This window comes from Chryseobacterium sp. MFBS3-17, from assembly GCF_020687745.1.
GTDB lineage: Bacteria > Bacteroidota > Bacteroidia > Flavobacteriales > Weeksellaceae > Marnyiella.
On sequence record NZ_JAJEWK010000008.1, the window covers coordinates 63,398 to 83,402 of the forward strand.

Genomic DNA, 20,005 nt, shown 5'->3' on the forward strand with positions numbered 1-20,005 from the left:
TTTTCTGTGTAAACTCGTTTCAGAGTTCTATCTTTTCTTTGCGTTCAGCACGCTGCCTTTTACAGGTTTTGGATGCTCGTCGGTTACAAAGGTCATTTCTTCTACCAGCCTTTTGGCACCGGCATATTTATCAATTACCCACATCACAAAGCGGATGTCCACGTTAATGGTCTTCTGGAATTCCGGCTCGAAAACCACATCTCCGGACAGCGCTTCAGAGTTTCCGTCGAAAGCAATCCCGATGAGGTACCCGTCTGCATCAATCACCGGAGAACCGGAATTACCACCTGTAATATCATGATTGGTGAGGAAGTTTACCGGCATGTGACCGGCCGCATCTGCGTAGATTCCATAGTCACGCATGGCGTGCATGTCCATCACTTTTTTCGGGAGGTCAAATTCCTCATCTCCTTCCTTGTATTTGTTGACCAGTCCCTGCATATCGGTATAATAATTGTCGGTAATGCCGTCATAGTTTCTGTCTTCTCTCATAGGCAGACGGTCTACAGATCCGTAGGTCATTCTCATGGTACCGTTGGCATCCGGATAGAATACTTTTTCCGGGAACGCTTTTCTGTAACCATCGAGTAATAAACGGTTGTTTTTCGCAAAATTGGCATCTACTTTTTCATATCGGGTAATCAGGCCGCGTGCATCGGTAATATACGCATTGGCAAACCTGTACATCGGGTCCGCATCCAGTTTCAGTTTGTCAGGATTCAGCATGAAGTTAACGGCAGAGGCTTTATTGGCAAAAACAGATCCGTGCGCCTGCAGGGAAAGGGTAGATGCATCTACTTCCATTAATGTTCTGGAAGCATCTGCTCTGTTTACTTTTTGCTGATAAAGGTTGACCAGGGAGTTGATCATTTCCCCTTCCAGTTCTGCATCAAAATTCCCATACATTTCATTGATAGCTTCTTCTACCTGAGGCCTCATCTTGATACGGTTTGCCAGATCCTGATCTGCATACACTTTAAACAGTGCACCCAAACGGAACGGAATGGTAATGTATTTGGTGTTCATCTGCAGAATTCCTCCATAGCTTCTTTCTACGTTTCTGTTAGAAATCTGCTTATAATATACATCAATATTCGGCAGTAAACCGCTGTATTCGCTATTGCCCGGTAAGTAGGACCAGTCACTGAATTGGGATTCTTCTTTCTTTTTTTCCAGAATGGTTCCGTTCTGCACGATGGCGTCTATGGTTCCCTGTCTGTTTTTCCAGTAATTGGCTACATTGGCGTACTGCGAAGCGTAGTTCAGTTGGGTGGCCTTATTGCGGTCCATGTATTTTTTCATGACTTTCATGGCGACATCAGAAGCATCTACCCATGCCGGATAATCTTTGCTGATGAGCTGTGCAATTCCGTACGAAGTCATGTAACGGTTGGTACGTCCCGGGTAGCCCAGAATCATGGAGAAATCTCCGGGTTTATATCCTTTCAGGGATACCGGCAGGTGGTGCTTGGGTTTCAAAGGTACATTTTTCGGGTCGTATTCTGCCGGATTGCCCTTGGCATCAGCATACACGCGGAATACCGCGAAATCTGCAGTATGTCTTGGCCATTCCCAGTTATCGGTATCGCCTCCGAATTTACCCAGAGCGGAAGGAGGAGCCCCTACCAGACGGATATCTTTGTAATCCTGATATACGAAATAATAAAATTCGTTTCCATTAAAGAAGTCTCTGACCACCACGGTGTATTTTCCGTTTTCAGAATTTTCTTTCTGGATGGCTTTATATTCTGCATCAATGATTGCTTTGCGCTGGTCGGCAGTCATCTCATTGTTCAGTTTGGAATTGATTCTTTGGGTGGCGTCATCCATCCGCACCAGGAATCTTACATAAAGATCTTTGGCATTAAACTCATCTGCCGGCTTCAGTGCCCAGAAACCGTTTTTCAGGAAATCTTTTTCGGGGGTAGAAGCGTCGGCAATGGCATCATAACCACAATGGTGATTGGTAAAAATCAGTCCCTGATCCGATACGATTTCGCCGGTGCAGAAGCCGCCAAAACTTACGATGGCATCTTTCAGTGAGGAGTTGTTTACGGAATAGATTTCTTCCGGAGTCAGACGCAGTCCTTGCTTCTGCATATCTACGCCGTTTAATCTTTTAATGAGCATCATGAGCCACATTCCCTCGTCGGCCTTCATTTGTGCAAAACTCAAAAGGAATGTAAATAGTAGAAATATTCTTTTCATTGGGTAAAATTATTTTGCGTTGCTAATGTAGTGATTTTTTTCAAAAAACAGATGTGCCGCCGCCGGCGCTTGCTTTCTTCATGTTCATAAAAAAACCACCGGCTGAGCGGTGGTTTTTATAAACGGTAAACGTTTCTTATTTTACAATGGTCATCTCCTGCAGCAGGTGTCCTGCACCGGAGAGCTTATCAATTACCCACAACACAAAACGGGAATCTACGTTGATGGTTTTCTGCCAGTCTTCCTCAAATACAATATCACCGGAAAGTGCTTCAGAGTTGCCGTCGAATGCCAGACCTATCAGTTCTCCGTTTCCATTCATAATGGGCGACCCGGAGTTTCCACCGGTAATGTCATTGTCTGAAAGGAAGTTCACCGGCAGGTATCCTGCGGCATCAGCGTACTGTCCGTAGTCTCTTTTTGCGGCCAGATCCAAAAGTTCCTGCGGTAGGTCGAACTCTTCATCGCCTTTTTTGTATTTGGCTACCATTCCGTCAATATCTGTATAGAAATTGTTCTTTACCCCATTATAATCTCTGTCTTCTCTGAAAGGCAGTGTGGTGATTTTACCGAAGGTAATCCGCATGGTAGAATTGGCATCCGGATAGAATTCTGTTTTAGGATTGGATTTTCTGAGGCCATCAAAGAACAGTCTGTTATTATGGCTGAAACGGTCATCTTCTACGGTATATCTTTCTGCCAGAGCTCTTGAGTCCTTGGTGAAACCATTGGCAATCTTTAGAAGTGCATCGTTGTTCAGTTGTGCCGCATCCGGCTTATTCAGAAACTGCATCATGGAAGTTTTGGTGGCAAAAATTGAATTTTTGGCTACATCATCCAGCAATGCAGGGTTGATGGTCTGCAAGTGAGGAGACGCTGCTTCGTTGCGAACTTTTGCACGGTACAGGCTCACCATTTCTTTCAGCATTTCCTGTTCCAGCGCAGGATTAAATTTCGCATAGCTGGTTTCAATGCGCTCTGAAATCGTCTTCTTCAGATCTGCTTTTTTGGCAGCATCGGTTTCATCCATATAATTTTTAAACATGGAAGAGAAATTGGTGGCATAGGCCAGATATTTTGCATTTCTGGTCATCTGCGCAGCATAGTTGCGTTCTATTCCTTTGGAAGAAGTGGTTTTATAGTACGCAGCCATTTCGGGCAGCACATTTCCGTACAGGTCTTTGTTGTCAGACTTGTTTGCCCATTCCTGGTATACCTGTTCAACTTTTTTCTTGTCTTCGATGGTGCCGTTCTTGTGAACGGATTCTATGGTTCCTTGTCTGTTTTTCCAGTAGTTGGCTACGGATGCGTACTGGGATGCATAGTTCAGCTTGGTAGCCTGATCGCGGTCCATATGCTTTTTCAGCACATCCATTGCTGTTCTGGAGGCATCTACCCAACCCGGATAATCTTTATTGACCAGCTGGCTGATTCCATAAGAGGTCATGTACCGGTTGGTACGTCCGGGGTATCCTACAATCATGGCCATGTCGCCCGGTTTGAAGGACTTGATGGAAATAGGAAGGTGATGTTTCGGTTTCATAGGAACATTGCTCGGAGAATACTCCGCCGGATTACCGTTGGCATCTGCATATACCCGGAATACGGAGAAGTCACCGGTGTGTCTCGGCCATTCCCAGTTGTCTGTATCACCACCGAATTTACCCACCGAATTTGGCGGAGTTCCTACCAGACGTACGTCTTTGAAATCCTGATATACGAAGTAATAGAATTCATTTCCGTTAAAGAAATCCCGTACCACCACGGTATATTTGCCGCTTTCAGCATTTTCGGACTGTATTTTTTTATATTCGGCGTCTATAATGTCTCTTCTTTCTTTGGCCGGCATTTCATTGTTCAGCAATGCATTGATGCGGGCGGTAACATCGTCCATGCGTACCAGAAAGCGTACGGAAAGTCCTTTGGCCGGAATTTCTTCGCTTTTGTTCATGGCCCAGAAACCATTGGTAAGGTGGTCTTTTTCCGGTGTGGAAAGTGCTGCAATCTGTCCGTAACCACAGTGGTGGTTGGTAAAGAGCAGACCTTCGCGGCTCACCATTTCTGCAGTACAGCCGCCGCCAAATTGTACGATGGCATCTTTCAGACTGGCATTATTCACAGAATAAATTTCTTCAGGGGTCAGTTTCAGGCCTTTCTTTTGTAAATCCTGACCGTTTAATCTTTTAATCAGCATCATCAGCCACATGCCTTCATCTGCCTTCATCTGTGCGAAGGACAACATAAAAGTGCACAGTAAAAAAATCTTTTTCATAAAGTAAAATTAATTGGCCGCAATTTACTCAATTTTTGGCGTAAATTTGGCTGAATACCCCTAAAAAGTCCCCATGTCTTCAAATGCTGTCCTGAAAGTGATTTCCCTGCTGTCCGTAGGTTTTCTTTTACAATGTTCATCTGCTGCAAAGCCTGAAGGGCTGAACCGCCAGTGGATGATGATTTCTTTTAAAGATTATCAGAAGGATTTTCTGGTGAAGAACAAAGCGTCCCTGGATTTAAGTGCTTATCCGTCAGAACATCAGACCTACCACGCCTACATGGGCTGCAATCAGATTAGGCTGCAGGCGTCATTTGGTGCAGATCAATCGGTGAAAGCTGGTGATATCAGCGCTACCATGAGGTATTGTGATGATAATGAATCGCTGGAGAATCGGTTTATATCAGAATTTCCGGCCGTGACGCGCTTCAAGGTAGAAGGACATTTCCTCACGCTTTCAGATGAATCCGGCGATGAAATGAAATTTGTAGCAGCAGACTGGGACTAAAATATATTTATCCTATGGAACTGAATCCTGAAATCATTGGTTTTGTGGCGGGTGGTCTCTCCTCCGCATTATTTATTCCGCAGATTATTAAAATTTTCAGAGAAAAATCTGCTGAAGAAATCTCGCTGCTAACCTGTATTATTGGGGTCATCAGTTCGGGGCTTTGGCTCTGGTACGGAATCATCCAGGATCATATTTCCATGATGGTGACCAACAGCATTGCCATTGCAGCAACAGTTCTGCTGGTAATTCTGAAACTGATGTACTCAGAAAAAACTTAATTTTGTACTACCTTTAACAGATAAAAAGAATTTATGCTCGAAAATAAAGAACATCAATATGAAGATGCGGTGATTGTGGGACTCATTACCCAACACCAGGACGAAGATAAGCTAATAGAATATATGGATGAACTGGAGTTCCTGGCACTTACGGCCGGTGCTACAGTAGTCAAAAGATTTACCCAGAAATTGTCCCAGCCCGATCCCAAAACCTTCATTGGAAGCGGAAAAGCACAGGAGGTCCGGGATTATGTAAAGGAAAATAATATAGGAACCGTCATTTTTGACGATGAACTGTCTCCCTCTCAACTTAAAAATCTGGAACGGGAAATTGAAGTGAAAATCCTGGATAGAACCAATCTTATTCTGGATATTTTTGCCCAAAGAGCCCAGACTTCATACGCCCGCACCCAGGTAGAACTGGCACAGTATCAGTATCTGCTGCCCAGACTGACCAGAATGTGGACCCACCTGGAAAGACAGAAAGGGGGAATCGGAATGCGTGGTCCCGGTGAAACTGAAATTGAAACCGACCGCCGGATCATCCGGGACCGGATTTCATTGCTCAAGGATAAACTGAAGGTGATAGACAAACAGATGTCTACCCAAAGACAAAACCGGGGCAAGATGGTGCGTGTGGCATTGGTGGGTTACACCAACGTGGGAAAATCTACCCTTATGAATGCCATTTCTAAATCTGAGGTTTTTGCAGAAAATAAGCTTTTTGCCACTCTGGATACCACCGTACGGAAAGTAGTCATCGGAAATCTGCCTTTTTTGCTCACCGATACGGTGGGCTTTATCCGCAAATTGCCCACGCAACTGGTAGAAAGTTTTAAATCTACGCTGGATGAAGTTCGCGAAGCAGATCTGCTCATACATGTGGTGGATATTTCTCACGAGAGTTTTGAAGATCATATTGCGTCCGTGAATCAGACTCTGCAGGAAATCGATGCGCATAAAAAGCCAATGATCATGGTTTTTAACAAAATAGACGATTTTTCTTATGAGAAAAAGGACGAAGACGATCTGACACCGGGAACGCGTAAAAATATTTCACTGCAGGAGTGGCAGAAAACATGGATGGCAAAATCCAAATTTCCCACGGTGTTTATTTCCGCACTCAATAAGGAAAATTTCCCTGAGATGAAGAAAATGATCTACGATGAGGTCCTGAAAATCCATATTTCCAGATTCCCGTACAATGATTTTCTGTTTGAGTATTATGATGAGGAAGAGGAAAATTAATACCGCATATGGTTCATGCTCAGTAAATTATGGATGTTTCCCGGAATCTCTCTGGCACTGTGTTTTGCAAATCAGGCAACCATATGAAACCTACTGTAAATCAGGATTGTTATGATTGTGCAAGAGATTTGTGAAGCCCTTCAGTTTCTGGCTAACCCGGAGAAAGCGGATTTTTATCCCCGTTTTTTTAAAGCGGGAAAAGGCGGGTATGCAGAAGGAGATCAGTTCATCGGGGTTACGGTCCCCGATCAACGAAAAATCGCAAAGGAATACTGGCAGAAAATTCCACTGGAAGCATTGTCAGAATTACTGTCCTCTCCGGTTCACGAACATCGGCACTGTGCACTGCTCATGCTCGTGAGTAAATTCGAAAAGAGCCAGGAAATCTTTGAAAAGGAAGCAATCATTCAATTTTACCTTAATCATAAAGAATTCATCAATAATTGGGATTTGGTAGACAGTTCCTGCTACAAAATTCTCGGCCGCCATTGTTTTGAAAATGAAGACGATACTTTGCTGCGTCTGCTCGCCGCCGAGGAAAATCTATGGAGTAAAAGAATGGCCGTAGTGTCCACCATGTGGCATGTGAAGCGAGGTCAATTTGAGGTGATGAAAAATCTGGTTGTGAAAAACCTGAACCACGAACACGATCTTATGCATAAGGCCAACGGCTGGCTGCTGCGCGAAATGGGAAATAAAAATGAAACGGAACTGCTGGATTTTTTATCCCTGCATTATCGCAAAATGCCCAGAACCACCTTGCGCTACGCCATAGAAAAGCTGGATGAGCAACTGAGGCAGGACTTTTTAAAAGGAAGACGATGATGGAACTGATGCCGGAACTGAAAACACTGGTGCACTACTTTTTGCATTTGGTATTTCCTGCCATCATCGCACGGATCTTCTACCCGGATCAGTGGCTGAAAGCCTTTATGCTCATCCTGGCCACCATGCTGGTGGATCTGGATCATCTGCTGGCCAATCCGGTTTTTGATCCCGGGCGAAACAGTATTGGCTACCATCTGCTTCACACATGGCCCATGATCGGTCTGTATTTTCTGGGTTGTATTTTTTTGAAAGGCAATTACCGGATCATTGCAGTGGGGCTGTTGTTTCACATGTTTACAGATTTCCAGGACTTTTATTTCTGGTAATGGCAGGTCGGAACTTTCTTGCAAAAACCGGCGAAAACATGATTTTTGATTGTTTTTTTAAATAATGTTTTATCTTTTGATAGCTTTTTTGTATTTTGTGAAAAATTTTTTATGAAGCTGAAAAATCTCTATCACTGGACGGTACTTGTCCCCATTATTGCCGGAATCTACTTACTTACCGGACTTTTAACGGATGGTGCACTGTCAACTATCGGAGGCGGAATTCTCCTTTTCGGAAGCGTACTGGCTGCCGTTCACCATGCCGAAGTAATTGCGCACAAAGTAGGTGAGCCCTACGGCAGTATTGTACTGGCCATCTGTATCACCATCCTGGAAGTTGGACTGATTATTTCCTTTATGCTCTCCGGCGGCGAAGGTGCCGTGACCTATGCCCGGGATACGGTTTTTGCTGCCGTCATGCTCCTGCTGAACGGAATTCTGGGGGTTTGTATCTGGATTGGTGCCGTCAAGTATAAGGAACAAAACTATATGCGAAGCAGTGCGACCACGTATCTGGTCAGCCTTGTTGCCATTCTGGTTCTTACCTTAATTCTTCCCAATTATACCTCCAGTGTACGGGGCCCGTTCTATAATGAATCCCAACTGGTCTTTGTGTCCATAGCCTGTCTAGTTATTTATGGTATTTTCCTGATGGTGCAGACTGTAAGACACCGTAATTATTTCATCATTGAAGATGAAAACCATACCCCACACGAGGCAGATCCGCCTACACGTACCGTTACTGTAGTCAGCCTCATCTTGCTGCTCATCAGCCTTGCGGTGGTAATTTTCATGGCAAAAGGTTTGTCGCCGGTCATCGAGAGTTTTGTGGCAGATATGGGTGCACCACGTGCTTTGGTAGGGGTCATTATCGCCTCTATGGTCTTGTTGCCGGAGGGGTTTGCCGCCATTCGTGCCGCCCGCAGCAACCATTTACAGTCGTCCATCAATCTTACGCTGGGGTCCGCTATGGCCAGTGTAGGACTTACCATCCCTGCCGTTTCTGCTGTTTGCATCTGGTTTGATATTCCTTTTGTGCTGGGTCTGGACATGAAATCCATCATTCTGCTGGCACTTTCGGTATTTATTGTCATGATCTCACTCAGCCGGGGAAAGACCAATGTCATGTACGGAGCCGTACTGCTTGTGAATTTGGCGGCATACATTTTTACCGTCATCGTTCCGTAACGGCATCTGAAAATCAATTTAAACTGCACACCAACCGGTCTGCAGTTTTTTTATTTCAACCGGCGGGCCATTTCCATTTTGTAACCCATCAGATTGGCAATATTCGTGGCCTTGTATATGGCGCTGTCTGCCATTTCACCTACAAAGTTTTCTTCTACGGTGGCGGTCCACAGCTTTACCCAGTGCTCAAAGTGAAATTTTTCCATGGGCACCTGCTCATTGATGGGGAAATGAACAGCCATAGGATTGCCTTTGTACGAAATCTGCCCGAAGAGCAATGTTTCCCAGAACGAGTACATTTTCGGCAGGTGATGGCTCCAGTCTACGTTTGCAACATCATTAAAAAAGAATCCAATGGTCTCATCGGTCTGCACTTTCTCATAAAATTTATTTACCAGCAACTCTATGTCAGCTCTGGTCTCCAACTTTTTCATACCGTAAAATTAAGACTTTTAATAGATATAAGATTCTTTTGGGCGGACATTCCGCGCTATCCGCTCATACTCCTCCCCGCCGGGGCGGGTGGGGGGTAACCGCTACTATCGCGGCCGCAGTGTGACGGGACATTCACCCGGAGTCATCAGAAAAAAAATTAAACTTATTTTTGCACCATGGATTTGTCGCATTACAAAACACAGGCTGCCCAGAAGCAGAAAGAACACCGCAAATTTCTGGACGGTCTCCGGAAAAAACCTCCCAAAACCCTGGATTATACTGTTCAGGAAGTCCATGATGAAGTATTCCGGCAAGTAGATTGCCTGCAGTGTGCCAATTGCTGTAAAACGACCGGTCCGTTGTTTACCGCAAAGGACATAGAGCGCATCGCTGCGCACCTGCGTATGAAAGCAGCGGATTTTGAAGCCAGATTTCTGCGTACAGACGAGGACCAGGACAAAGTGCTGCAGCAACTGCCCTGTTGGTTTCTGAATGAGGACAACACCTGCTCCGTGTATGAAGTGCGTCCCAAGGCCTGCCTGGAATTTCCGCACACGGACCGCCGCAAGATCTACCAGATTAATCATCTTACCATTAAAAACACCCTTATCTGCCCGGCGGCATTTCAGTTTGTAGAAAAATTGCAGGCAGTACTAAAAAAATAAAAAGCATTGAAAATCAATGCTTTTTACCCTTTCATTTTACTTTTTGCCCTGTCCCGGGCCGGGTTTATAAAGAAATTGTCCGGCGGTAAACCACCGGACAATCCGTATCAGACAATGCCCTGAGCCAGCATGGCTTCCGCAACTTTCACGAAGCCTGCTATATTGGCCCCCTTCACATAGTTTACATAGCCGTTTTCTTCTTTACCATAATCGCGGCAGGTTTTATGGATGCCGATCATGATTTCCTTCAGTCTGGCATCTACCTCCTCAGAAGTCCAGTTCAGACGGATGGAATTCTGGGTCATTTCCAGACCGGAGGTTGCAACACCACCTGCATTGGACGCTTTCCCGGGGGAAAACAGAACCTTATGTTCTACAAAATGTGAAATAGCTTCCAGTGTAGAGGGCATATTGGCCGCTTCTGTGACGCAGATTACCCCGTTTGCAACCAGATTTCTGGCGTCGTCCAGATCCAGTTCATTCTGGGTGGCCGCCGGTATGGCGACATCACATTTTACTTCCCACGGCCGCTTGCCGGCATGGAAAACCGCTTCGGGATATTTTTTAACATAGTCTTCTGCACGGTTGTTCCCGGATCCGCGGAGTTCCAGCAGAAAATCAATTTTTTCACCGGTAATTCCGGCTTCATCGTAAATATAACCATCCGGTCCGGAAATCGTCACTACTTTTCCGCCCAACTCATGTACTTTTTTAATCACGCCCCAGGCTACATTACCAAATCCGGATACCGCAACCGTTTTACCGTTGAAATCCTCGTCAATGGTTTTCAGCATCTGCTCTGCAAAATAGACCACTCCGTAGCCGGTAGCTTCCGGGCGGATCAGAGAGCCGCCGTAGGCCAGCCCTTTGCCTGTCATAACGCCGGTAAATTCATTTCTGATTTTCTTGTATTGCCCGAAGAGATAGCCTATTTCCCTGGCACCTACGCCTATGTCGCCGGCAGGAACGTCTGTTTCCGGACCAATGTGTTTACACATTTCCGACATGAATGCCTGGCAGAAACGCATTACTTCCATATCAGATCTTCCCTGCGGATTGAAATCTGAGCCGCCCTTACCGCCACCCATGGGCAAAGTGGTGAGGGAATTTTTGAACGTCTGCTCAAAAGCCAGAAATTTTAAGACGGATAAATTTACAGTAGGATGGAAGCGGATTCCGCCTTTGTAAGGTCCGATGGCCGAATTCATCTGAATTCTGTAACCGCGGTTCACATGGATTTGACCTTTGTCATCTACCCACGGCACCCGAAAAATGATGGTGCGCTCCGGCTCTGCCATTCTTTCCAGCAGTTTCATCCCGCTGTATTCTTTCCTGGATTCGATAAAAGGAATTACCGTTACTGCAACTTCTTTTACTGCCTGAAGAAATTCTGGCTCGTTAGGATTTCTGGCTTCTATATCAGCCATGAATTCCTGAATTTTTTGGTCTATGTTGTAGTGTTCCATAGAAAGTTGTATGATGATTAAACAAATTTAATTTTTTTTTAAAAACCTCCAAATATTTTTTTATAATTTGCAAATATTTGTTACATAATGAAATTCTGATTTATAATCATCATGTTTAGCTCAAAAAAAATATGAATTTACCATTTAATTTGGATTAATATGTATGACATTTAAAATCATACGGCTTCATATTGTCTTCCGGAAAGTGATTTTAAAAGTCCGGAAAGCTCCAGGTCCAGTAGAAGCGGTAAAATTTTATGCGACGGAAGGTCCGTAGTGTCCGCAATCTCGTCCAGCGAAATTTTAGGCTGTTGGCATACGATTTCATAGATAGCCTTCTGATCTTCCGTGAGTTGCTTTCTGAGCTCAGCGTGAGGAAACAAGGGTTCCATGAATGTCGTTTTTGCGCCAAATCCCAGTTCTTCTATCAGATCCGGAATGGTAGAGATGATTCTGGCTTTATTCTGTGCAATAATCTGATTGCACCCCTGGCTGTATTTATCAGTTATTTTTCCCGGCAGTGCGTAGACTTCCCGGTTATAGCGGTTGGCAAATGTGGCGGTGCTGATGGAGCCCCCGCCAAATGCTGTTTCTACGACAATGGTGGTGTCAGAAAGTCCGGCAACAATACGGTTTCGCTGAATGAAATTCTCGCGGTCGGGTTTATGAGAGGAATTGAATTCGGAAATCAGCGCTCCGTTATGTTCAATAATCTGCTGTGCCAGCACCCGGTTTTTACCTGGATACAGGGTGTGAAATCCATGTGCCAGCACAGCTATTGTAGGAATATGATGCTGCAGCGAGTGTTTGTGAACTTCTGTATCCACCCCCAGCGCCAGTCCGCTTACAGAGAGTATATCCGGTTTTTTGATCTCACTGAAGAATTCTTCTATGAATTTTCTGCCATAGGAAGTCATGTTTCGGGTGCCTACCATAGAGAATGCCTTCCGCTGAAAATCTGCCTGTCCTTTTTGATAAATAATGGCGGGTGCATCTTCACATTCGTTCAGCAAAAAAGGCAGATCGCCCAGATGGCGGAGTTTAATCTGAATATCATGCTTTTCACAGAATTTAATTTCATTTTCCGCAAATTCCAGATGCGGGGTACTCCCGATGTCTTCCAGTGTTTTGCTGCCGATGCCCAGAATATGTGCCAGCTCCCGTTTGGGAGATCCCCAGACTTCTTTCGCTGATCCGGCAGAGTGGACCAGTTTATGAAAATTAATGTCTCCTATTTTGGCACATCGCCGCAATGCAATAGCGTACAGGTGTTCTTCGGAATGCATGACTCAGCTCATTTCATTCAAAGATAGAAAATTATTTTCTGCCACGGCGCAGATCTTCAAGCTGTTGCCAGATTTCATCTTTTTCTTTTTGGGGCAGTTCTTCAAAATCCTCAGGGTGGGTTTCGCGGTACTTCTGCCACAGGGTATCGTCACGCTCACTGTAGAAATTGGGAAATTCCCAGATGAATTTTTTTTTCTTCTGACCTGTTTTCCGGTACATGAAGGCCAGCATAATCCCGATTGATGCTCCTGCCAGATGCGATTGCCAGGATACATTGCTGGGTTCGTCTGAGAAGAGTTCCTCCGGCAGTACGCCCCATATTAAACTGCCGTAGTAAAGTGCCACTACCATAGAAACCGTAAGTAATTTCATATCCCACCGGAATACACCGCTGAAAAAAAGGAAAAATGCAAGGACGTAAACAATGCCGCTGGCACCTATGATACAGGTATATAAATAATTACCGGTAAAAATGTCTACCGGTGGCAGCAGCCATACCAGCAGTCCGGTAAGGAGCCAACCGGAGAAAAATACCTTGGTAGAAATTGCAGGGTAAAAATGAAACAGCAGGGCGGTAAGGATCAGTATGGGAATGGAATTGCCAATGAGGTGCTCCAGATTGCCGTGCAGAAAGGGAGAGAGTAAAATACCCTTCAGACCTGCCGGAACCAGCGGGATGATGGCGCCTCTGCAATTGCTGAAAAATCCTGTTTGTTGCAGCAGAAAACCTGCCCACATGACAGTAATCATGGCCAGCGGATAAAAAATGGTTCGTGCAGCAATATGATTTTTGAGCATACTTTTGTTTTTTCAAAGCAAGCGCCAAACTGTAAATACAGAAAGTTTGTCGCAGAGGGGGGAGGTGTTTTCTTATTTTAGCGGACAAAATGTACGCATTTTCAACCAAAAAACTCATATTTATTATATATGTTATATTTTTGCGTAGTTTTTAGGTAAAATGATGACGAGAGTATTTACATGGTTCTTATTGTGCAGTTCAGTTTGGGTGTTTTCTCAGCACGATACGGAATACCGCAAAACCATAGATTCCATTAACCAGGCAAAGTGGAATGTCTTTATGCCCAATCTGGACAGTCTGGACAACCCGCATATGATAGATGTAACGCCGCAGTTTCAGGATACTATTGTGGTGCGGGATGAAGTGGTGTTACCTCCTGTTCTGGAGCAGTTGCCCCTTACACCCTTCAGCCTGAATCAGAAGAAGGAAGAAAAACGGTGGTATTTCTTTGGTCAGAACAATCTGGTCATCAATCAGGCTTCCTTCTCAAACTGGAACTCCGGGGGCAATGATAATATTGGGGTGCTGAGCAAAATTAATTACAACCTCAGTTATAAAAACGGCAAGCATTACCTTGAAAATATTCTGCAGGCCGGGTATGGCTGGACTGCGTCTACAGGGCAGTCTAACCGGAAGACCGAGGATTTTCTGAATTATATGATGAACTACGGCTATGATCTGGGCCGGTACTATTATGTTTCCTCAGGTTTCCAGCTGGTCACTCAGTTTGCGCCGGGCTATAATTATGCAGAAACGCCGGATCCGGTGTATGCAGACCGCATCTCCAAATTTATGGCACCCGGATATATTAACGCCGGTATCGGTTTTTCCTATAACCCGGAAGAAAATTTTCAGATTATCCTGAGACCGGCCAATGGAAAGTTTACCGTGGTGAGTGATCCGCTCTTGCAAAAGGCCGGCAGATATGGTCTGGAGAAGGACGGGCAAAGCGTAAGAAGTGAGCTGGGTGCCATGATGAATATCTTGTACCGGATTAAAATTTATAAAGATATTACGCTGGATAACCAGCTGAATTTCTTCAGCAATTATATAGAACATCCGGAACGTGTGGATATCGCTTATAACGGAGTGCTGAATATCAAATTCAATAAATTCATCTCTACCGTAGTCAGCATAGACCTGATGTATGATCATGACCAGATACAGCGGCTGCAGCGCAAGCAGACCCTGGGCATTGGGTTTTCTTACAGCCTGGGAGAGAAGGTTCAGGAAAAAAATAACAGCAGAAAGGTCATCAAACCTTTCGTAAAATAAAAAAGAGAACCGCTGGCGTACTGCAGCGGTCTCTTTTTATCTTGTTGTTAGGAATCCTAAAATTCCATTTCCACTTCCAGCTTTTCTGCCAGGAGTCCGGATATTTTAAGCTTCAGCGGCTCAATATCAATGTTTTGCATGGCGTCATTGGCAAATGCATACAGCAACAGAGCCTGAGCCTCTTTCCGGGAGATTCCTCTGGCTCTCAGGTAAAATAAGGCATCTTTATTTAGCTGACCTACCGTGCAGCCATGAGAGCATTTAACATCATCCGCAAAAATTTCCAGTTGCGGTTTGGTGTCTATGGTAGCTCCCTCATCCAGAAGAATATTGTTATTCTGCTGATAGGCATTGGTTTTCTGTGCAATTTTATTTACAAAAACTTTCCCGTTGAACACCCCGTGAGAACGGTCTTTATAGATTCCTTTATAATTCTGATAGGACTCACAGTTCGGTGTATTGTGGTGTACTGCCGTGTGGTGATCTACCAGCTGATCTTTGCCAATGATGGTAATCCCGTTCATGAAAGAATTGATGTTTTCACCGTTCTGAATAAAATCCAGATTGTTTCTCACCAGTTTACCTCCGAATGAGAAAGTATTCACCGTGGTCAGCGAGTCACGTTCCTGCTTGGCAAAAGTATGGTCTATCATATAAGACGTATCACTGTCGTTTTGCACTTTGTGCCAGTCTGCTTTTGCGTTTTCGTATGTGAAAATCTCGGTGACAGAATTGGTCAGTACGAAAGTATCATCGTAATTATGGTGGCTTTCTATGATCTCTATTTTAGATCCCTGTTCAGCAATCAGCAGGTTACGCGTATTGTAAATGGTGTTTTCTTCCTGATTCTGCGAAAGATAAAAGACATGAATGGGCTTTTCTATCACCACGTTTTTTGGTACTTTCAGGAAGAATCCAAAATTGCAGTAAGCCAGATTCAGGTTGGTGAAAGCCAGGTCTTTTGCGGCAATCGTATTGAAGTATTCTTCAAAGACTTCTTTATGTCTGGGATCGTTCAGCGCATAGTTGAACGACAGGAGCTCTGCATTTTCAATGGAGATTTTTGAGAGTTCTTTCCGCAGTTTACCGTTCACGAAAACAATCCAGTCAAAATTCTCTTCGCCCAGGTGCAGGGCATCAATCTGATCTTTGGTGATGTTATGAGATTCCTTCGGGAAAAAATTATAGGATTTTTCTGTAATTTCCTTCAGGTTGGTGTATTTGTACTCTTCATCTTTTTTAGTGGGGAAACCCATTGTCTCAAAATTCTGAAGCGCACCTTTTCTGTCTTCGTCCAGAAATCTGTGGTGCAGGGTTTCCAGAAAGGAAGTGTGATTCTGTAGTATTTGTTCTGATAGTGCCATAAGCAATATTTCGGTGCTTTGCACCGGTCTTTTCTTTTTTGATGTTATATCCGCCTCATGCGGCCGTACTGCAGTTTTATTGACTGTTCAAATTCGGATTTCTAATGTGAAATCAGTTCAGCAGCCAGTCGTAGCCTCTTTCTTCCAGTTCAAGCGCCAGGGATTTGTCACCGGTTTTAATGATTTTGCCATCAGCCAGTACGTGTACGAAATCCGGTTGAATATAATCCAGCAATCTCTGGTAATGGGTGATGAGCAATACTGCATTGCCTTCATTGCGGAAGGAATTTACCCCGTCTGCCACAATGCGCAGGGCATCAATGTCCAGTCCGGAATCGGTTTCATCCAGAATCGCCAGTTTCGGGTTCAGCATCATCATCTGGAATATTTCATTTCTCTTTTTCTCTCCACCGGAGAACCCTTCATTCAGCGAGCGGGAAAGAAAATCTTTCTTAATGCCCAGTTTTTCAGAGTTTTCACGAATCAGACCCAGCATTTCCTTGGCCGGCATATCTTCCAGGCCTTTTGCTTTTCTGGTTTCATTCATGGCTGCCTTAATGAAGTTGGTCACCGTAACCCCCGGGATTTCTACCGGATATTGAAAAGACATGAAGATGCCTTTGTGTGCTCTTTCTTCGGGAGCGTCTTCCAGAATGCTTTCGCCGTCAAAGAGAATCTCGCCGTCAGTTATCTCATAGTCTTCTCTTCCTGCAATCACAGATGAGAGGGTAGATTTTCCGGCACCATTCGGTCCCATGATGGCGTGTACTTCGCCGGGGTTTATTTGCAGATTGATTCCTTTTAAGATTTCAGCGCCTTCTTCTATGCTGGCGTGTAAGTTTTGAATATTAAGCATTATGTATGTTTAAAACTTGTTGTGTTATGATTGAGTTGCTGTTTCATGAACAGGAGGTCATTTGTCCTCGCCTGCACAGAAAATTTTATGATGAGAGTTTCTATCCTACACTTCCTTCCAGTGATATTTCCAGTAATTTCTGTGCTTCAATGGCAAATTCCATGGGCAGTTTGTTCAGTACTTCTTTTCCGAATCCGTTCACAATCAGCGCAATAGCCTTTTCGGTGTCTATGCCCCGCTGGTTACAATAGAAAATCTGGTCTTCGCCAATTTTAGAGGTCGTGGCCTCATGCTCCAGCTGTGCCGTGGGATCTTTGATTTCAATGTACGGGAAGGTGTGGGCTCCACATTCATTGCCCATCAGCAGTGAGTCACACTGTGAAAAATTTCTGGCTCCTTTGGCAGAAGGCATTACCTTCACCAGACCCCGGTAGGAATTGTTGGATTTTCCTGCCGAAATTCCTTTGGAAATAATGGTGGATTTTGTGTTTTTACCGATGTGGATCATCTTGGTACCGGTATCTGCATACTGATGGTTATTGGTTACGGCAATGGAATAAAATTCACCAATGGAATTGTCGCCCTTCAGGATACAGCTTGGATATTTCCACGTTACGGCAGATCCTGTTTCTACCTGTGTCCAGGATATTTTTGCATTTCTTTCGCAGAGTCCGCGCTTGGTCACAAAATTAAAAACGCCGCCTTTTCCTTCTTCATTTCCGGGATACCAGTTTTGTACCGTAGAATATTTTATTTCTGCATCTTCCATGGCAATGAGTTCCACCACAGCGGCGTGCAGTTGGTTCTCATCCCGGGAGGGTGCTGTACAGCCTTCCAGATAGGAAACATAGCTGCCTTCATCTGCAATGACCAGTGTTCTTTCAAACTGTCCTGTTCCGGATTGGTTGATTCTGAAATAAGTAGAGAGTTCCATCGGACATTTTACGCCTTTTGGAATATAGCAGAAACTGCCGTCTGAAAACACAGCAGAATTCAGTGCTGCATAGAAATTATCGCCCCGCGGCACCACTTTTCCCATGTATTTTCTTACCAGATCCGGGTGATTTTTGATGGCTTCAGAAATGGCACAGAAAATAATCCCTTTTTCCATCAGCGTTTCCTGAAAGGTGGTCTTTACCGAAACGGAGTCCATTACAATATCGACGGCAACTCCTGTCAGGCGTTTCTGTTCTTCGATATTGATTCCCAGTTTCTCAAAAGTTTTCAGCAGTTCCGGATCTACTTCATCCAGGCTGGATAATTCCGGTTTTTTCTTGGGTGCAGCGTAGTACTGTATCGACTGGAAGTCCGGTTTTTCGTAGGTAACATTTGCCCAGTCCGGTTCTTCCATTTTTTGCCAGATTCTGAAAGACTCCAGCCTCCATTCGGTCATCCACTCCGGTTCTTCCTTTTTTTCAGAAATCATCCGGATGATGTCTTCATTCAGACCTTTCGGGAATTCTTCGTATTCAATGTCGGTATAAAATCCCGCTTCATACTCTCTGGTTTTCAGATCTTCCCGCAGGTCATCTTCTGTATATTTTGCCATTTTTGTTCAATTCAAAAATTAAAAATCACTACAGGATTTCTAATTTTATCCTTAATTTTTTTTAATTATTATAAAGAAAAACTCTCGCCACAGCCGCATGTACGGTTGGCGTTCGGGTTGTTAAAAACAAACCCTTTTCCGTTTAGTCCACCGGAGTATTCCAAAGTGGTACCCGCAAGATAAAGAATAGATTTTTTATCAATGATGATTTTGATTCCGTTATCTTCAAAAATCTGATCAGAATCAGTGCTTACATTGTCAAATTTCAATACGTATTCTAAACCGGAACAGCCTCCGCTTTTCACTCCCACTCGTATATAGTCTTCAAAAGGTTTATAACCATCCTCTGTCATGAGTTGTATGGCCTTTTCTTTTGCATGATCACTTACTTTTATCATTGTATTTATTTAGAATGATTTTAGATTGCAAAATTACTAATAAATAAATAAAAATCAAATTACTACACGTACATTTGTCTATCACTAAAATAGATGCTTCTTTTTAACTTTCACCTTCATTAATAATCAAAATTCCATAAAAATTGAGCATGAAGAAATTTATTTTCATTGCGCTTGCAGCGCTCTTTTCCCAAAACCTTGCTGCGCAGGGCAGTCGTTTTATTTATGAAGCCCGTATGAAGCCTTATGCCGGTGGTGCACCCGTAACAGAGCGGGCCTATCTGGATGTGGATTCCGGCAAGTCTGTTTTTTATGGAGAAAATCGTGTAAAACGGGATTCGCTGATGCAAAGAATGCGGGATACACGGAATTTTCAGCCTGGCCAGATGGAAAACTTCCGCTCAGTGGTAGATTATATTATCGAAAAAGATTTGCGTACTGCCCAGATTACCTACCGCGGTCAGATTGGCAGAGATCAGTACCAATATACGGAAGACCGCACTATAGACTGGCAAATGTCGCCGGAAACCCTTAAAATTGGTGAGTACAATGTGCAAAAAGCTGAAACCGATTTCGGCGGAAGAAAATGGACTGCCTGGTTTTCTGCTGACGTTCCCTTTCCGGATGGTCCCTATAAATTTTCCGGTTTGCCGGGCTTAATTCTGAAAATAGAAGATGAAAGCGGAGATTACAGCTTTGACCTCAGGGAAGTGAAACAGATTCCCGAAGTAAAAACTTTTGGTATCCGCAGCAATCTGATTAAGCTGAAAAGAAAAGATTATGAAAAACAGATGGATGCCTACCGCAAAGACCCTGCGGCCTTTATGCGCAGCCGAGGATCAGGACGAACGGGTGGACCCGCTGGTGGAGGAAGAGGTGGATTTCAACCGGATCCGCAGCGCATGAAAGAGATGGAAAGCCGTATGAAAGAGATGGTAGCCAGAGATAATAATCCTATTGAAAAACAATAATATAGCATCAGAACTCCCGCTTGTCCGGGAGTTTTTTTACAGCGTAAAGCGACCGGGTGTGAAATGGTGAAGAAACAAAAA

General features: G+C 44.2%; 19 protein-coding genes. 9 read left to right on the plus strand and 10 right to left on the minus strand.

What is annotated here, in order from left to right; genetic code table 11:
* Positions 1-27 precede the first annotated feature (27 nt).
* Both LKO26_RS05780 and LKO26_RS05785 read right to left on the minus strand, forming a co-directional pair.
* On the minus strand, positions 28-2,208 hold the full coding sequence (locus tag LKO26_RS05780; protein WP_227586900.1) for a S46 family peptidase: 2,181 nt from the start codon (positions 2,206-2,208) through the stop codon (positions 28-30).
* Between the two features lie 136 nt (positions 2,209-2,344).
* Entirely contained in the window at positions 2,345-4,480 is a 2,136-nt protein-coding gene (locus tag LKO26_RS05785; RefSeq protein WP_227586901.1) for a S46 family peptidase, read from the minus strand.
* Positions 4,481-4,553: 73 nt separating this feature from the next.
* Here LKO26_RS05785 and LKO26_RS05790 point away from each other — a divergent pair, with 73 nt between their 5' ends.
* The 6 genes from LKO26_RS05790 (at position 4,554) to LKO26_RS05815 (ending at position 8,859) form a co-directional block, all read left to right on the plus strand.
* Positions 4,554-4,988 carry an META domain-containing protein gene (locus tag LKO26_RS05790; RefSeq protein WP_227586902.1) on the plus strand — a complete coding sequence of 145 codons (435 nt, stop codon included), beginning with the start codon at positions 4,554-4,556 and terminating at the stop codon, positions 4,986-4,988.
* Between the two features lie 14 nt (positions 4,989-5,002).
* Positions 5,003-5,269 carry a SemiSWEET family sugar transporter gene (locus tag LKO26_RS05795; RefSeq protein ID WP_227586903.1) on the plus strand — a complete coding sequence of 89 codons (267 nt, stop codon included), beginning with the start codon at positions 5,003-5,005 and terminating at the stop codon, positions 5,267-5,269.
* A 33-nt stretch (positions 5,270-5,302) separates the two neighbouring features.
* On the plus strand, positions 5,303-6,517 hold the full coding sequence (gene hflX, locus LKO26_RS05800; protein WP_227586904.1) for a GTPase HflX: 1,215 nt from the start codon (positions 5,303-5,305) through the stop codon (positions 6,515-6,517).
* A 111-nt stretch (positions 6,518-6,628) separates the two neighbouring features.
* Positions 6,629-7,342 (plus strand): DNA alkylation repair protein, encoded by a 714-nt coding sequence (locus LKO26_RS05805; protein ID WP_227586905.1) that lies wholly within the window; start codon positions 6,629-6,631, stop codon positions 7,340-7,342.
* Positions 7,339-7,671, plus strand: a complete 333-nt coding sequence (locus LKO26_RS05810) for a DUF6122 family protein (protein ID WP_317206371.1) — start codon at positions 7,339-7,341, stop codon at positions 7,669-7,671. Before LKO26_RS05805 ends, LKO26_RS05810 begins: the two co-directional genes overlap by 4 nt.
* 111 nt (positions 7,672-7,782) lie before the next feature.
* Positions 7,783-8,859: a calcium:proton antiporter gene (locus tag LKO26_RS05815; RefSeq protein ID WP_227586906.1), complete on the plus strand. Its 1,077-nt coding sequence runs from the start codon at positions 7,783-7,785 to the stop codon at positions 8,857-8,859.
* Between the two features lie 50 nt (positions 8,860-8,909).
* Here the strand turns inward: LKO26_RS05815 and LKO26_RS05820 are convergent, their stop codons facing one another.
* Positions 8,910-9,293 (minus strand): group III truncated hemoglobin, encoded by a 384-nt coding sequence (locus tag LKO26_RS05820; protein WP_227586907.1) that lies wholly within the window; start codon positions 9,291-9,293, stop codon positions 8,910-8,912.
* Between the two features lie 177 nt (positions 9,294-9,470).
* Between LKO26_RS05820 and LKO26_RS05825 the strand changes: the two genes are divergently transcribed.
* The gene (locus tag LKO26_RS05825; protein ID WP_227586908.1) at positions 9,471-9,959 is read left to right on the plus strand and encodes a YkgJ family cysteine cluster protein; all 489 of its coding nucleotides are present in this window, start codon (positions 9,471-9,473) and stop codon (positions 9,957-9,959) included.
* A 107-nt stretch (positions 9,960-10,066) separates the two neighbouring features.
* Here LKO26_RS05825 and gdhA read toward each other — a convergent pair whose 3' ends face one another.
* The 3 genes from gdhA to LKO26_RS05840 all read right to left on the minus strand — a co-directional run bounded on the left by gdhA (position 10,067) and on the right by LKO26_RS05840 (position 13,510).
* Positions 10,067-11,425 carry an NADP-specific glutamate dehydrogenase gene (gene gdhA / locus LKO26_RS05830; protein WP_227586909.1) on the minus strand — a complete coding sequence of 453 codons (1,359 nt, stop codon included), beginning with the start codon at positions 11,423-11,425 and terminating at the stop codon, positions 10,067-10,069.
* Between the two features lie 176 nt (positions 11,426-11,601).
* Positions 11,602-12,711: a DNA-processing protein DprA gene (gene dprA, locus LKO26_RS05835; RefSeq protein WP_227586910.1), complete on the minus strand. Its 1,110-nt coding sequence runs from the start codon at positions 12,709-12,711 to the stop codon at positions 11,602-11,604.
* 31 nt (positions 12,712-12,742) lie between these two features.
* Positions 12,743-13,510 (minus strand): rhomboid family intramembrane serine protease, encoded by a 768-nt coding sequence (locus tag LKO26_RS05840; RefSeq protein WP_227586911.1) that lies wholly within the window; start codon positions 13,508-13,510, stop codon positions 12,743-12,745.
* 160 nt (positions 13,511-13,670) lie between these two features.
* Between LKO26_RS05840 and LKO26_RS05845 the strand changes: the two genes are divergently transcribed.
* A complete protein-coding gene (locus tag LKO26_RS05845; RefSeq protein ID WP_227586912.1) occupies positions 13,671-14,786 on the plus strand; it encodes a DUF3078 domain-containing protein in 1,116 nt (371 codons plus the stop codon).
* Positions 14,787-14,842: 56 nt separating this feature from the next.
* Here LKO26_RS05845 and sufD read toward each other — a convergent pair whose 3' ends face one another.
* From sufD to LKO26_RS05865, 4 genes are all read right to left on the minus strand, one after another.
* Positions 14,843-16,150 carry a Fe-S cluster assembly protein SufD gene (sufD, locus tag LKO26_RS05850; RefSeq protein ID WP_227586913.1) on the minus strand — a complete coding sequence of 436 codons (1,308 nt, stop codon included), beginning with the start codon at positions 16,148-16,150 and terminating at the stop codon, positions 14,843-14,845.
* Between the two features lie 112 nt (positions 16,151-16,262).
* Positions 16,263-17,006, minus strand: a complete 744-nt coding sequence (gene sufC / locus LKO26_RS05855; protein ID WP_227586914.1) for a Fe-S cluster assembly ATPase SufC — start codon at positions 17,004-17,006, stop codon at positions 16,263-16,265.
* A gap of 100 nt (positions 17,007-17,106) precedes the next feature.
* Positions 17,107-18,555: a Fe-S cluster assembly protein SufB gene (sufB, locus tag LKO26_RS05860; RefSeq protein WP_227586915.1), complete on the minus strand. Its 1,449-nt coding sequence runs from the start codon at positions 18,553-18,555 to the stop codon at positions 17,107-17,109.
* A 68-nt stretch (positions 18,556-18,623) separates the two neighbouring features.
* On the minus strand, positions 18,624-18,953 hold the full coding sequence (locus LKO26_RS05865; RefSeq protein WP_227586916.1) for a HesB/IscA family protein: 330 nt from the start codon (positions 18,951-18,953) through the stop codon (positions 18,624-18,626).
* A gap of 149 nt (positions 18,954-19,102) precedes the next feature.
* On the opposite strand from LKO26_RS05865, the gene LKO26_RS05870 reads away from it, so the two are divergent.
* Positions 19,103-19,924, plus strand: coding sequence for a GLPGLI family protein (locus LKO26_RS05870; protein ID WP_227586917.1), 822 nt, complete (start codon positions 19,103-19,105; stop codon positions 19,922-19,924).
* Positions 19,925-20,005 lie beyond the last annotated feature (81 nt).